This window comes from Fodinicola acaciae, assembly GCF_010993745.1.
GTDB lineage: Bacteria > Actinomycetota > Actinomycetes > Mycobacteriales > HKI-0501 > Fodinicola > Fodinicola acaciae.
On the sequence record NZ_WOTN01000002.1, the window covers coordinates 280,551 to 294,124 of the forward strand.

General features: G+C 67.8%; 18 protein-coding genes and 1 riboswitch. Of the genes, 12 read left to right on the plus strand and 6 right to left on the minus strand.

Annotation, left to right across the window (positions count from 1 at the left end):
• Positions 1–233: 233 nt before the first annotated feature.
• From GNX95_RS16570 to GNX95_RS16605, 8 genes are all read left to right on the plus strand, one after another.
• Complete coding sequence (locus GNX95_RS16570) at positions 234–653, plus strand: RlpA-like double-psi beta-barrel domain-containing protein (protein ID WP_163508317.1); 420 nt, start codon at positions 234–236, stop codon at positions 651–653.
• 1 nt (position 654) lies between these two features.
• Complete coding sequence (locus GNX95_RS16575) at positions 655–1,254, plus strand: cell wall protein (protein WP_163508318.1); 600 nt, start codon at positions 655–657, stop codon at positions 1,252–1,254.
• Positions 1,251–1,988: a MauE/DoxX family redox-associated membrane protein gene (locus tag GNX95_RS16580; RefSeq protein WP_163508319.1), complete on the plus strand. Its 738-nt coding sequence runs from the start codon at positions 1,251–1,253 to the stop codon at positions 1,986–1,988. Before GNX95_RS16575 ends, GNX95_RS16580 begins: the two co-directional genes overlap by 4 nt.
• Before the next feature lie 302 nt (positions 1,989–2,290).
• Positions 2,291–2,710: an RlpA-like double-psi beta-barrel domain-containing protein gene (locus tag GNX95_RS16585; RefSeq protein ID WP_163508320.1), complete on the plus strand. Its 420-nt coding sequence runs from the start codon at positions 2,291–2,293 to the stop codon at positions 2,708–2,710.
• Positions 2,711–2,720: 10 nt separating this feature from the next.
• On the plus strand, positions 2,721–3,329 hold the full coding sequence (locus GNX95_RS16590; RefSeq protein WP_163508321.1) for a cell wall protein: 609 nt from the start codon (positions 2,721–2,723) through the stop codon (positions 3,327–3,329).
• A 21-nt stretch (positions 3,330–3,350) separates the two neighbouring features.
• Positions 3,351–4,211 (plus strand): MauE/DoxX family redox-associated membrane protein, encoded by an 861-nt coding sequence (locus tag GNX95_RS16595; protein ID WP_222853709.1) that lies wholly within the window; start codon positions 3,351–3,353, stop codon positions 4,209–4,211.
• A gap of 160 nt (positions 4,212–4,371) precedes the next feature.
• Entirely contained in the window at positions 4,372–5,457 is a 1,086-nt protein-coding gene (locus GNX95_RS16600) for an S-(hydroxymethyl)mycothiol dehydrogenase (RefSeq protein ID WP_163508322.1), read from the plus strand.
• Positions 5,454–6,074, plus strand: a complete 621-nt coding sequence (locus GNX95_RS16605; protein ID WP_222853710.1) for an MBL fold metallo-hydrolase — start codon at positions 5,454–5,456, stop codon at positions 6,072–6,074. Before GNX95_RS16600 ends, GNX95_RS16605 begins: the two co-directional genes overlap by 4 nt.
• Here the strand turns inward: GNX95_RS16605 and GNX95_RS16610 are convergent, their stop codons facing one another.
• The gene (locus GNX95_RS16610) at positions 6,075–6,440 is read right to left on the minus strand and encodes a nuclear transport factor 2 family protein (RefSeq protein WP_163508323.1); all 366 of its coding nucleotides are present in this window, start codon (positions 6,438–6,440) and stop codon (positions 6,075–6,077) included.
• A gap of 69 nt (positions 6,441–6,509) precedes the next feature.
• Between GNX95_RS16610 and GNX95_RS16615 the strand changes: the two genes are divergently transcribed.
• Positions 6,510–7,364, plus strand: a complete 855-nt coding sequence (locus GNX95_RS16615) for a LysR family transcriptional regulator (protein ID WP_163508324.1) — start codon at positions 6,510–6,512, stop codon at positions 7,362–7,364.
• Here the strand turns inward: GNX95_RS16615 and GNX95_RS16620 are convergent.
• Both GNX95_RS16620 and GNX95_RS16625 read right to left on the minus strand, forming a co-directional pair.
• Positions 7,335–8,519 (minus strand): alpha/beta hydrolase family protein, encoded by a 1,185-nt coding sequence (locus tag GNX95_RS16620; protein WP_163508325.1) that lies wholly within the window; start codon positions 8,517–8,519, stop codon positions 7,335–7,337. The two genes, GNX95_RS16615 and GNX95_RS16620, sit on opposite strands and share 30 nt — an antisense overlap.
• Before the next feature lie 113 nt (positions 8,520–8,632).
• Positions 8,633–9,811 carry a cytochrome P450 gene (locus GNX95_RS16625; protein WP_163508326.1) on the minus strand — a complete coding sequence of 393 codons (1,179 nt, stop codon included), beginning with the start codon at positions 9,809–9,811 and terminating at the stop codon, positions 8,633–8,635.
• A 63-nt stretch (positions 9,812–9,874) separates the two neighbouring features.
• Here GNX95_RS16625 and GNX95_RS16630 point away from each other — a divergent pair, with 63 nt between their 5' ends.
• Genes GNX95_RS16630 through GNX95_RS16640 form a run of 3 tightly spaced genes read left to right on the plus strand, consistent with a single transcriptional unit; the run spans position 9,875 to position 11,570 of the window.
• Positions 9,875–10,069 (plus strand): helix-turn-helix transcriptional regulator, encoded by a 195-nt coding sequence (locus tag GNX95_RS16630; RefSeq protein ID WP_163508327.1) that lies wholly within the window; start codon positions 9,875–9,877, stop codon positions 10,067–10,069.
• Entirely contained in the window at positions 10,056–10,451 is a 396-nt protein-coding gene (locus tag GNX95_RS16635; protein WP_163508328.1) for a hypothetical protein, read from the plus strand. The genes GNX95_RS16630 and GNX95_RS16635 overlap by 14 nt, the downstream gene beginning before the upstream one ends.
• Before the next feature lie 39 nt (positions 10,452–10,490).
• Positions 10,491–11,570: a serine hydrolase domain-containing protein gene (locus GNX95_RS16640; RefSeq protein WP_163508329.1), complete on the plus strand. Its 1,080-nt coding sequence runs from the start codon at positions 10,491–10,493 to the stop codon at positions 11,568–11,570.
• Here GNX95_RS16640 and GNX95_RS16645 read toward each other — a convergent pair.
• The 3 genes from GNX95_RS16645 to GNX95_RS16655 form a co-directional block, all read right to left on the minus strand.
• Entirely contained in the window at positions 11,553–11,894 is a 342-nt protein-coding gene (locus GNX95_RS16645; protein ID WP_163508330.1) for a hypothetical protein, read from the minus strand. The two genes, GNX95_RS16640 and GNX95_RS16645, sit on opposite strands and share 18 nt — an antisense overlap.
• The gene (locus GNX95_RS16650) at positions 11,891–12,259 is read right to left on the minus strand and encodes a hypothetical protein (protein WP_163508331.1); all 369 of its coding nucleotides are present in this window, start codon (positions 12,257–12,259) and stop codon (positions 11,891–11,893) included. The genes GNX95_RS16645 and GNX95_RS16650 overlap by 4 nt, the downstream gene beginning before the upstream one ends.
• Before the next feature lie 109 nt (positions 12,260–12,368).
• Positions 12,369–13,301, minus strand: coding sequence for a C40 family peptidase (locus tag GNX95_RS16655; RefSeq protein WP_163508332.1), 933 nt, complete (start codon positions 13,299–13,301; stop codon positions 12,369–12,371).
• A gap of 47 nt (positions 13,302–13,348) precedes the next feature.
• Positions 13,349–13,502: riboswitch (cyclic di-AMP (ydaO/yuaA leader) on the minus strand.
• Between the last annotated feature and the right edge of the window lie 72 nt (positions 13,503–13,574).

The window sequence follows — 13,574 nt, forward strand, 5'->3', positions numbered from 1 at the left end:
CGGGGGTTCGACAGCTTGTCGAACTTCACTCGGAGTGATCGCCGCTACTTACCTAGGAAGGCCTCTCGGACCCACCCCCCACCCGTTCTTGGGTGGGGCCAGATTGACAGGCGGGTACGACAGTTTCGCGCCGTAGCAGGTATCTCACAGGTGACACACAGGCGTGTTGTGCCGATTTAAGCCTGTTTGGTCGCTTAGCGTGGAGCGGCCGATGTCGACCGAGGGGAGTACGGATGGGGTGCGGCAGGCACGAATGGTCCGGTGAGGCGTCCTGGTTCTGCTGCGGCGCGGCCTGGGGGCCGTGCAAAGCCGTGGGCACCGGTGCGTGCCAGACGTGCCGGTCCGGTGCGCTGCAGTGCGCGTGGCCGAACGCGTCGAAGAAGTGTTTCGCGATCACCAGGCCGGACCTGTGCAAGGAGACCATCCAGCCGCACGAGTGCGGTGACGTGCTGCGGGTCGCGCACTGGTGCAGCGGGGTCTGCGTCCCGGTCGCGATCTCCGACTGCGGTCCGCGTACGAAGGCGTTCTGCGGCGGCAAGGCCTGCTGCGACGGTCGGTGCCGCACCAACCGGGTCATCGATCTGACGGTCGCCGCGTACAGCCGGCTGGCCAACCTCAACAGCGGCCTCATCCCCGTCTCGATCGGCGTCTGACGTGCCGGACCGACGCGCCATCCTGACCGGTGCCGTGCTCGGCAGCGCCGCGATGGTCGGGGCGACCGCGTTCGGCGGCACCGACGCGCAGGCCGCCTTTCACCGCGCCGACCCCAATCTGGTCGGCGGCCAGCTCGACCCGGGTTTCGCCGAGGGGCTGGTCACCTCCATCTCCGGCGGCGTGCTCGGCGTACGCGGCTCGGACCGGGTCCTGCACCGCATCCAGGTCACCAGCGCCACGAGCCTGTGGAAGATGGATCCGATCTCGCTGCGCGAGGTGGCGGTCGGCGATGGTCTGTACGCGCGTGGCGCGCGGCTGCCGGACGGCACGCTCGCGGCCGACGCGGTGTGGGTCAACCTGGTCAACCTGGACGCCGACATCGCCGCGATCAGCGCCAGCCGGGTCGACCTCGACCATCACGACCAACGGATCGTCGCGCACGTGGTCAAGGGAAAGTCGGCGGTCACCTACAAGAGCGACGAGGCGACCGGCGACCTGTCGCGGCTGAAGGTCGGCCACCACGTACGCGTGCTCGGCGTGTGGCTGCCCAACACCAGCGAGATGACCATTTCCACGATCCACAGCATGGCGACCGAATGATCGCCGCTGTCCAGTCGGTGGTCCTGGTCGTCGTGCTGGCGTGGAGCGGTGCGCACAAATTCGTCAACAGCGATGTGCGGCGCACCGCTTTGCCGAAGCTTTTCGGTGCGTACGCGCTGATCGCGTATCGCCTCACCGGCGTCGCGGAAATCGCGATCGGTGCGGTGATTGTCGTCGGTGGGCCGGCTTTCCCGGCGGCGCTGCTCGGCGTCGGCTTTCTCGGTTACCTTGCGTACGCCCGGATCGCCGCTCCCGGCAGCTCGTGCGGTTGCACCGGCGCGGGCGTGGCGCCGGTCGACTGGCGTGCGTTCGTACGCGCCGGCCTCGTGGTTGTCGCTGGCGCGGTCGGCGCGCCTTGGGTTGCCGTTAACGAAAACCTGGCGTTGGCCTTGCCGATCATCGCGGTGGAGATCCTGACTTTCGTCATCCTGGCGCCGGATTTCGGCCTGCGCGTACGCGCGCTGCGGCTGAGGTTGGGGCCACATCCATTGCGTGGCCTCAATGACGCGCTGCCGGTGGCGGCGATCGCGTACAACCTGGAGCGCAGCGAGCTTTTCGGATCGGTGGCGCACCTGATCCGTTCCGGCGTCCGGGAAACCTGGGAGAGCGACGGCTGGCGGATTCTCACCTATGCCGCAGACGGCGGCCTGACCATGGTGTTCGCCGTACGCGACCGGCAGGTGCGGCTCAGCGTGGTCGACGAGAGCGCTTCGGAAATAGCCGAAACACGCTGACGTTTCCTCCCTCACTGCCGGATTGGTCCAGGTTATTTTGTCGCCCCTTAGCGGCTTTCGCGGGTTATTTGTTGACAGAATCGATGCCGGCGTTGACGATGACCGCGTCGAATCACAAGTAGGTGATGCCACATCAGCACACTCGGCCTGACGCGCGGTTGACCCGCTTCTTTCGCTGTGCCGGACGAGGTTTTCCGTCCGGGTCACCATCCATTGTGGACATTCACGTACGCCGCGGCGTGCGGTCGTGTCGCAATTTTCCGGCGTCTTGAGGGAGACGTACGAGGGAAGGGAGACCGGTAATGGGATGTGGGGCCAATCAATGGTCCGGAGAGGCGTCATGGTTCTGCTGTGGCGCCGGCTGGGGGCCCTGTGGCGGGGCCGGCGGCGGTGCCTGCGGCAACTGCAACTCCGGCTGGCTGCAGTGTGCCTGGCCGAACGCGTCGCAGGCCTGCTTCAACATCACCAGGCCTGACCTGTGCGGCGAGAGCCTGCCGCGCAAGGTCTGTGGCGACACGATCTTCGTGACGCACTGGTGCTCCGGCGCGTGCACCACGGTGACCGTGGCCGACTGCGGTCCGAACACCAAACAGTTCTGCGGCGAAGCCGTGTGCTGCAACGGAAGTTGCCGGACGAACCGGGACGTCGACCTGACCCCGGCGGCGTACAGCCAGATCGCCAGCCTGAGCTCCGGCCTCACGCCGGTCATGTTCGGATACTGAGGAGGCAGCCATGACCACAGTGGACAGACGGCGTTTCCTCACCGGCACGGTGCTCGGCGGCGCGGCCGCGGTCGTCGGCGCGACCGCCTTCGGCGGCACTGACGCGGCGGCCGCTTTCGAGCGCACCGGCCAGGCCGCGGTGCCCGGCGGACCCGACCCGAACTTCGTCGAGGGACGGATCACGTCCGTGGAGGGGAAAACTCTCGGCGTACGCGGCTCCGACAACGTGCTGCACCGGATCATGGTCACCAGCGGCACCAGCCTCTGGAAGATGGAGAACGTCGGCATCGACCAGGTGAAGGTCGGCGACGGCATGTACGCGCGTGGCGCCCGGCTGCCTGACGGCACGCTCGCCGCCGACGCGATCTGGGTCAACATCGTCAACCTGGACGGCCACATCAGCTCGATCAGCGCGTCGCGGATGGAGCTCAACCACAACGGAAAACGGATCGTCGCGCACGTCGTGAAAGGCAAGACGGCGGCGGCGTACCGCGGCGAGGCGGCCACCGGCGACCTGTCCCGGCTGCGGGTCGGCCACGCGGTGAAGGTGATCGGCGTCTGGATCCCGGACACCAACGAGATCAACATCTCCACCGTGCACAGCAACGCCGCGGCCTGACGCGCGGGAAGGGGTCGACAGGTGAGCGTTATCGCATCCGTACAGCCGTTGGTCATCGCCGCGATGCTCGGCTGGGCCGGCGCGTACAAGCTGGCCGGCCGGACCGTCGGCGTGGCCGCGAGCCGTTCCGCACTGCCGAAACTGCTCGGCACCGACCAGCGCGCGCTGGTGGCGTACCGGGTCACCGGCGGTGTGGAGCTGCTGGTGGCCGTCGCGCTGCTGGTGGCCGGCGACACGCCGGTGCCAGCGGCGGCCGCGTCCGTTGTCGGCGCCGGTTTCCTGGCATATCTGGGATATGCGCGGCTGGCGGCGCCGAAGAGCTCGTGCGGTTGCACGAGTGCGCGGTCCGAACCGATCGGCTGGCGCAGCTTTGCCCGCGCCGGCATCGTGGCGGCCGGCAGCCTGCTGGCGCTGTTCGCCGCGACCACACCGTGGTGGGCGGCCGGTCCGTCGGCGGTCGTTGTCGTCGTCCTTGAGGCGGCGCTGGTGCTGGCACTGTCGCCGGACTTCGACCGTACGTGGTTGATGCCGGTGCGGGCGTGGTGGTCGCGGCATCGGCCGCATCCGCTCGGCGACATTCCGGACACTGTGCCGGTGACCGCGACGGCGCTCAACCTGGAGCGCAGCGAGGAGTTCGGCAGGCTGTCGCACGTCGTACGGTCCGGGCTGATCGAGAGCTGGGACACCGAGGGGTGGCGGATCATGACGTACGGCGGCCGGATCGGCGCTCGCGCGGTGACGGTGGTCTTCGCGGTCGGGCTCGACTCGACGACGGTTGGCGTCCGGTCCAGCATCGTCGACGAGCGGACCGGTGAGACGGTCGCAGCGCCGCCACCGCCGAACCCGACGCCGGTCACGCTGCCGCTGGTGGCCCCGGCCTGATGTGTCCGATTGGCACCTCGCCGGGAAAGCCGCAGCTCAGCGCCCCGGCGAGGTTCCAATCGGAATCCGATTGCGTCGTCGGCCTGGCGGGTTGGTGGGGTGATCCGGGTCATATTGGCCGATACGATCGGGGCTCCTGCCGCCGTATGAGGAGCCATGCATGAGTCAGGAAGTACGCGGAGTCGTCGCACCGGGCAAGGGCCAGCCGGTCCGGGTGGAGACCGTCGTCGTCCCCGATCCCGGACCCGGCGAGGCCGTGGTCAGGATCCAGACCTGCGGCGTCTGCCACACCGACCTGCATTATCGCGAAGGCGGCATCAACGACGAGTTTCCGTTCCTGCTCGGCCACGAGGCCGCCGGCATCGTCGAGGCGGTCGGCGACGGTGTGACCGATCTGGCGGCCGGTGACTTCGTGGTGCTCAACTGGCGCGCGGTCTGCGGCACCTGCCGCGCCTGCCTGCGCGGCCGGCCCTGGTATTGCTTCAGCACCTTCAACGCCACGCGGAAAATGACCCTCAAAGACGGCACCGAGCTGTCGCCGGCGCTCGGGATCGGCGCCTTCATCGAGAAAACGCTCGTCCACTCCGGGCAGTGCACCAAGGTCGACCCGACCGCCGACCCGAAAGCCGTTGGCCTGCTGGGATGTGGCGTGATGGCCGGTCTCGGCGCCGCGATCAACACCGGTGGCGTCACCCGCGGCGACACGGTCGCGGTCTTCGGCTGTGGCGGTGTCGGCGACGCTGCGATCGCCGGTGCGCGGCTGGCCGGCGCGCGTACCATCATCGGGATCGACGTGGACGATCGGAAACTCGAATGGGCCAGCAGGCTCGGCGCCACGCACACGGTCAATGCCAAGAAAACCGACCCGGTCGAGGCCGTACGCGAGGCGACCGGCGGTTTCGGCGCTGACGTGGTGATCGAGGCGATCGGCCGGCCGGAGACGTACGAGCAGGCCTTCTACGCGCGCGATCTGGCCGGCACGTTGGTGCTGGTCGGCGTACCGACGCCGGACATGCGCCTGGACCTGCCGCTGCTCGACTTTTTCGGTCGTGGCGGCGCTTTGAAGTCGTCGTGGTATGGCGACTGCCTGCCCTCGCGCGACTTTCCGATGCTGGTCGACCTCTACCAGCAGGGCCGGCTCGACCTCGACGCCTTCGTGTCCGAGACGATCTCGCTGGATGACATCGAGGCGGCCTTCGAGAAAATGCACGCCGGCGAGGTGCTGAGGTCTGTGGTGGTCCTGTGATCGAGCGGGTCGTCACGTCCGGCACTTTCCAGCTGGACGGCGGAAGTTGGGACGTCGACAACAACGTCTGGCTGGTCGGCGACGAAAACGAGGTGCTGGTGATCGACCCGGCGCACGACGCGGAGCCGATCCTTGCCGCGGTCGGCAACCGGAAGCTCACCGCGATCGTGTGTACGCACGGCCACAACGACCACATCGGCGCGGCGGAGGCGGTGAAAAACGCGACCGGCGCGCCGGTCTGGATTCATCCGGACGACCGGATGCTGTGGGACGTGGTCTATCCGGAGCTCGCGCCGGACGCCGACCTGGCGCACGGCCAGGAGTTGCGGGTCGCCGGCCGTACGCTGTCGGTGCTGCACGTGCCAGGCCACTCACCTGGCTCGGTTTCGTTGTACGCCCCCGAACTCGGCGTCGTCTTCACCGGCGACACGCTGTTCAACGGCGGTCCCGGCGCGACCGGCCGGTCGTACTCGGACTTCGGCACGATCATCGACTCGATCTCGACACGACTGCTGACCCTGCCGGCCGGCACGACCGTCCACACTGGACACGGCGACGACACCAGCATCGAGGTCGAGGCGCCGCACGTCAGCGAATGGCTGGCGCGCGGCCACTGATCAGAACGGCGGATTCGTGGGGTTTTCCGGGATGTCGGCGACCGCGTCCCAGTGCTCCACGATCCGGCCGTCGCGTACGCGGAAGATGTCCATCGCCACCGCACCGCGGTCGGCATGGCGCAGCTTGATCAGCGAATGCGTGACGACGAAGTCACCGTCGACCAGCACGCGCTTGAGGTCGATCGACAGCTCCGGAAAGCCATTGACGAACGACTCCAGGTATCGCGCCGAGGCGGCACCGCCGGCCGGCGCGTGCGTGTTGTGCTGCACGTACGGTTCGCCGCAGTAGAGCTCGAAAGCCTTGATCGCCTGTTTCTGGTGGAAAGCGGTGTCGAGGAATCCGCGCACCGGCTCGCTGTTGTCCATGTCTCCATTGCAGCGCCGGTGGCGGCGAAAGCGTAGGACCGATCCGATCTGGCGTCATACCCTGGAGGTATGGATCTCGAGGTGCGTGAGCTGCGGTATTTCCAGGCGGTCGCCGAGGAGCTCAACTTTTCCCGTGCCGCGGACAGACTCGGCATGGCGCAGCCACCGCTGTCGCGCGCGATCCGGCAGCTGGAACGGCGGATCGGCGCGCAGCTGTTCCAGCGGGACACGCGGAGCGTCACGCTGACAGCCGCCGGCGCGGTGCTGCACGACGAGGCCGGGCGCGTCTTCGACGCGCTCTCGGCGGCGACCATGCGTACGCGCCGAGCCGTCGGCACACGGAGTGTCGTCGTCACGGCGAAACCGTTGGTGGCCACCGATTTGCTCCGCCGGTTGGCCGAGCGGTTCGGCAACCTGCGAGTGCGGATCAGCGGTTTCGGTGAGCAGGGCCGGTGGGTACGCGACGGCCGCGCCGACCTGGCGATCGTGGGGCTTCCGGGCGATCGGCGCGGACTGGACATCGAGGAGTTGGTGACGGTGCCCAGGGTGGCCGCTCTCCCGGCCACACATCCGTTGGCAGCCAGCGAAAAACTCAGCCGCGCCGAGTTGGACGGGCTGCCGGCGCCGCGCTGTCTCGACGTCGATCCGGAGGAACGCGCGTACTGGGAGATCAGCGACCAGGGGCCGATCGTCAGCGATGGCACGCAAGTCCTGGAAGCGGTCGCGCTCGGACAGGCGGTCGCGCTGCTGCCGGCATCGGTCGCCGATCGCAACCAGCGCGCCGACATCGCCTACCGGCCGGTCGTCGACGCGTGCCCGTACACGGTCGCCATCGGTTGGCCGGCCGGCAGCCGCGATGCCGACCTCGCGCGGATCGTACGCGCAGCGGTCGAGCTAGCCGACGAAATGGGCGTCGGGGTGTGACGGTGAGTCGTGCCAGAACAGGCCGCGATCGCGGCATTTCAGCCACAGGTCGAAAAAACCGGCGAGGTAGTCGTGCTGCGCGGCCAGCGACCGGGCCGGGTCGATCTGACCGATGAACGCGGTTTTACGTGCTGGCGCTATCAATGAGCCGAGCTGCGGGATGATGACCTGGAAATCCATGAAGCTGTAATGCGCGGCCCTGTCCAGGTGCAGGTCGCGCTTCCAGGCTCGCTGGTGCGACCAGAACCGCGACCACGACGGGTCGAAGGCCGGATTCCGATGACTGTGCTCGACCCGGCCGCCAGTGTCGTAGGAATCGGCGCCGAACAACAGAAAAGGCCTGTCGAGACCGTGTTTCGCGGCGTTTTCCGGCAAACCGGCGGACGGTGGGAAGCCGCGGGTCATCGCACCGTCGAGGTTGGCGCCGGCGTCGATCCGGCGGTCGACGGCCATCGCCTCACCGGCGGCGTACCCACCGAACGAGTGGCCGGCCACGCCGATCCTGCCCAGGTCCACCGGCAGGCCGAGTTTGGGCAGCTGGTCCAACACGAACCTGGTGTCGGCGATCCGCGCGTCGATCGCCTTTTTCGTCGCCTCCGCACCGCCGTCGTTGGGCGCCGCGTATTCCAGCCGCCCGTCCGGAAACTCCACCACCGCCGACTCGTGCGTGTGAGACAGGGAAACCACGACGTAGCCGTGGCTGGCGAGGTCGTCGGTCAACGTGGCGTTGAGCTCGCGAATCGAGGCACTGCCCGGCGAGAAGAGCACGACCGGCCATTTTTTGTTGATCGGCAGCGCGTTCGTACGCGCCTGCCGCCTGGTGGCGGACCAGTTCACCGAGCCGTTCGGGATGCCGAGATAGTCCGCGCCGGAGGTGACCGTGTCGATCACACCGGCCACACCGGGCATCATCCATGGCGCCCGCTCGCCGCCGTTACGCGCCGGATAGGTGACGGTGACCATCAGCTCGCGCTGCTGTCGCGGGTTCCACGGGTCCTGACGGCTCGGATCGACGAGCTGGATGTCTTTGGTGCCAACCGGATAACGGCCGCTCAAGGCTGGAAGGCTGATCGTCGTCGCGGCGACCGCCGGCGTGGCCAGCGTCCCACCGAACGCCGCCGCCACCGCGCCGACCACCAGAACACGCCTGAGCACGTCGCCGGATTCCTTTCTTCGCCGGAGGAATCCAGCTCACCAAACCGCCACACCACACACATCCACCGCAGGTCTGCCGCCGCTCATCCCCCAGCCGTACCCGTCCTGCCTCATCAGGCAGCCACCGACAGCGGGACAGAGGTGAGGCCATGGATGACGAACTCGTCGCGGTGGACGGGTGGTGCGGCGAGGGTCAGCGGCAGTGTGAGCAGGGCGGCGAAAGCTTCCTGCAGCTCGACGCGTGCCAATGGCGCGCCGAGGCAGAAATGCGTGCCGGCGCCGAAACCGAGGTGCGGGTTGTCGGCACGTCGTACGTCCAAGGTGTCCGCCGCGTCGAACACCGACGGGTCGCGGTTGGCCGAGCCGAGCAGCGCGGCGACTTTCTGGCCTTTTTCCACGACACCGGTCGGCAGCCGCACGCGATCGGTGGCCGTACGCTCGAAAAGCTGCAGCGGCGAGTCATAGCGGATCAGCTCCTCGACCGCGACCGGCACCAGGGCCGGGTCGGCGGCGAGTGCCTTCCATTGCTCAGGATGGCGCAACAGAGCCAAAGTGCCGTTGCCGATGACGTTGACGCTCGCCTCGTGGCCGGCGTTGAGCAGCAGGATGCAGGTGGTGACCAGCTCGTCCTCGGTCAACCGGTCGCCGTCGCTGTCGCGTACGCGCACCAGCGCGCTGACCAGGTCGTCACCGGGAGACGTACGCCGGTGCGCGACGATTTCGCGAAGATAGCTGACAAACTCGGCCGCGGCGCGCTCCGCTCCCTGCTGCTGCTCGATGGACGCGGCCGGCTCGTACATTTTCACGATCGCGTTGGACCACGGCCGCAGCAGCGCGCGGTCCGCGAGTGGAATGCCGAGCAACTCGGCGATCACCCGCACCGGCAGCTCCTGGGCGAAATCCGGCATCAGGTCGGCGCTGCCGGCGGCCCGCATGTCCGCCACCAGCGCGCCGGCCAGCTCGGCGATGCGCGGCCGCAGCTGCTCCGTACGCCGTCGCGTGAACGCGACCGAGACCAGCCGGCGTAACCGCGTGTGGTCCGGCGGCTCCATCTCCAGCAACGCGTTGCGGTGAATGAGGTTGAACTGGCCGAAGTCCACCGCCGGCTCACGGTCTCGCCAGATCCGGCCGAGATCGCGGTCGCGCAGCACGAGGTTGCTGGTCCGGTGGTCGAATGCCAGCCACATCCCCAAATCCTCGTCCCAGGCGAGCGAACGGCGGGCGCGCAACTCGGCGAACACCGGATAGGGATCGCGGCGAAACTCCGGGTCGTCCAGCGGCAGCAGAGACATGCCTCCAACGTACGCCTGTAAAGCGCACTTGACAGGCCTGGCTGTAAAGCCTACTTTACAGGTGTGCGGAACGACGTACGTGCGTTGCGAGAGCAACGCCAGCTGTCGCAGGGCCATCTGGCCGACGCGATCGGGGTGTCACGGCAGACGGTCAACGCGATCGAGACCGGCCGCTACAGCCCGTCGCTGACGGTGGCCGTCCGGATCGCGCGGTTCTTCCAGACGACCGTCGAGGAGGTTTTTCATGTCGACGACTAGAAAACGACCGATAAACGTGTTCGTGCCGGTCATCCTGGTGATCGCCGGCATCGCGTACGCGGCGCTGATGATCTCCAAAGGCCATCTCTGGCTCGGCCTCGGCACGCTCGCGGTCTTCGTGCTGCTGGCCGCCGGCGCGGTGTTTTTCGGCCGCCGAAGCGAAATCGTCGCGATGCTGGTCGACGACGTGCACGAGGAACGCAACGTCCACCTGCACGCCCGAGCCTCGCTCTACACCGTCAACATCCTCGCCGCGGTGCTGGTCATCGGCGGCATTGTCGACTTCCTGCGCGGCGGAGACGGCTGGCCGTGGGCTCCGCTGGCCGCCCTCATGGCCGTTGTCTACCTGGCCTCTCTGTTCATCCTCAACAGACGCTCCTGACCTCAAAATCTGGAGAGACAAATGAAAAAGTCATTGCTGGTGAGAGTTTTCTCAATCGCGGCAGGGATCGCGCTGCTCGCCGGACCGGCCGTGCCGGCACACGCGAGCAAGCCGGTCGCAACCGACATCCTCCAACCGGTCCTGGCCGCCGGCGCGCCAGGAGCGCTGCTGGAACGCCGCGACGGTCCGCGCGTACGCACCGCCGCCGCCGGCGTCGCCGACCTCGCGACCGGCCGGCCGGCGCGTCCCGCCGACCGATATCGCATTGGCAGCAACACGAAAACGATGACCGCGGTGGTCGTCCTGCAGCTCGCGGCGCAGCGGAAGCTGGCGCTGGACGCGCCGGTCGACCGCTGGCTGCCCGGCCTGCTGCCGGATCACCGGATCACCGTCCGCCACCTGTTGCAACACACGAGCGGTCTGCACCAGGACCAACGTCTCTGGAAAACCGTGGACGACGTCGTCGACGGCCGGTTTCGCCAGTACGCACCGGAAGAGCTCGTACGCGCGGCGCTGACCAACCCGGCACCGATGCCGCCGCCCGGCACGACCTTCGAGTATTCCAACACCAACTACGTCGTGCTCGGCATGCTGGTCGAGAAGATCACCGGAAACAGCATCGGCGCCGAGCTGCGCGACCGGATCTTCCGCCCGCTCGGCCTCGCCGACACCTACTTCGCCGACGGCACCGCGTATCTCGCCGGCCGGCATCTGAACGGCTACGTGCCGCTGGAGCCGGGCAAGCCGCTGGTCGACTTCACCGTCTACAACCCCAGCTGGGCCTGGTCGGCCGGCGCCGTCGTGTCCACCGTGGACGATCAGGCCAGGTTCCTGCGCGGCCTGATCACCGGCCGGCTGCTGCCGCGCCGCTGGGTGGCGCAGATGATGGACGTACGCGGTCATGGCTATGGACTCGGCCTGATGCCGGTCTCGGTGCCATGTGTGCCTGGTGGCCTTGTCTGGGGGCACAACGGCATGGTCCTCGGCTATGGCAGCGTCGTGTTCAGCACGCCGGACGGCCGGACGCAGGTGGCTGGCGCGGAAACCCTCAGCCACGACCCCAACCTCCACGCGGTCGGCGTGCTCACCGACGTGGCGAAGTCAGCTTTCTGCGGGTGAGCCCCGGCCGCCGAACAACGCCAGCAGGATGAGGACCCAGGCGGCCGCCGGCAACAGGTTGACCGCGCAGTTGCCGCCGCTGGAGGCCAGACTGGTGACCAGCTCGCTGGCACCGGCCCCGGTCTGCAGCCAGACCGTCGCGAACAGCAGGACGAGGCTGGCGACGACGCCGGCGAGCGCCAGCGCGAACGCGATCAGCCCGTAACCGGCCTTCCTGCGGTCCTTGCCGAGGTTGACCAGCGCGACCACGACGCCGGCGATCAGCGCCAGGACCTCCGGGATCTGCGTGCTGAGATACGGCAGGAAGTTGACGGCGGTGTTCACTGGCTGTCTCCGTAGGCAGGTGCTGGCGGCGCCGGCTTGCGCACCATGAACAGCGCGAGGATCGCCATCACCCAGCCGACGGCGGCGAGCAGGCTGCCGATGACGTTGACCACCGCGATGAAGATGCTGTAGCTGGCGGTCGACAGGTCCAGGTTTCTGATGATCGTCGGGATGAACGGCGCCACCATGATGATCGAGGTGCTGATCAGCAGGGACACCAGCGCGGCGATCAGTCCGACCAGGACGAGCGTGGCGGCCCGCGGATTGCGGCGCCGCCGCATCGTCGTGACGACCAGGCCGCCGATCAGCACGATCCAGAGCGGAAGCTGACCGGCCAGGCCGGCCAGAGAGCTGACGAAACCCAATGCGGCTCCTTCGGTTTGGATCTTGCGTAGGCAACCTTAGAGGGGCGTGTCACGTGGAAAGGCCCGGCACCAGAACCGGTGCCGGGCCTTTCACGCGTACGCGGGTCGATCAGCCGGCCGGACGTGCCGCGCCGACGAAGCCCATCGAGTCGATGCTGGAGATCTTGACGTTTTCGCCTTCGGTCGGCGCGTGGATCACCTGGCTGTTGCTGATGGCCAGGCCGACGTGCCCGAACCCGTTGAAGAACACCAGGTCGCCGGCCTCCACCGCGCCGCGGGAGATGTGCGGGTTGCCCTGGTATTGCTCGTGTGCGGAGTGCGGCAGGCTGATGCCGACCTGCCGGTAGGCGGCCATCGTGAGGCCTGAGCAGTCGTACGAGTCGGGGCCGTCGGCGGCGAACACGTACGGCTTGCCGAGCTGCGCGTACGCGAACTTGACCGTGGTCGGTGCGCCGACCGGCGCCTCCGGCGCGTCCGCGTCCGAGCCGAACTCGCTCGGGTCCAGCTTGGCGCGCAGCTTCTTCAGCGGCTTGAGCTGTGCGTCGTAGGTCTTCTTGCTGGTGGTGAGCGTGTTGACCAGGGTCTGCGCGTCGGAGGTCAGCTTGTTGACCTTCGCCTGCTGCGCGGCCTGCGCGGCCTTGGCGTCCTTGAGCTGCTTGAGCGCGCCAGCGGTCTTGCCGGTGAGCGCGTCCAGCGTGGTCAGCTGGTCCAGGAAGGTGTCCGCCGAGCCGCTGGTGATCATCGAGCTCATCATGCTCACGTCGCCGCCCTTGTACGCGCTGATGGCGTACGAGGCGGTCTGGTCGGACAACGCGCTCAGCTTGGCCTGTGTGGCGGCGAGCTGCTTGTTGACCGTCGCCTGCTGCGCCTTGACGCGCGTCAGGTTGACGTTGGCGGTGTTGTATTGGTCGTTGAGCGTGTCCAGCTTGTTCTCGATCGTCCTGATCTGCTGCTGGACCTGGCTGAGGCTGGGGTCAGCGGCGGCCGGGCTGGCGAAAGCCATCGAGCCGGCGACGAGGCCAGTGGTGAGGAGAGTAGGCACGACAAGGACACGAAGGCGCTGCCATAGCGTCACTTCTCGAAGACTCCTTCTTCCGCGATGACCGCCTACCGAGTTAGCTGACGGATTCGGGCGGGGAAGAAAAAATCGCCCTACCGCGACGGATCGCGGATTCACCCCAGGAACTCGGGTCCCCGGCTCGCGTCCGACCCCTGCCGGACGTCGATTCGGCGGCGTCAGCCGACGGCACCCGGTTGAGCGCCTGACTCTCGACCGACAGAGGCGAAGCTTACGACATCGCCTCTGCCCTTCCAT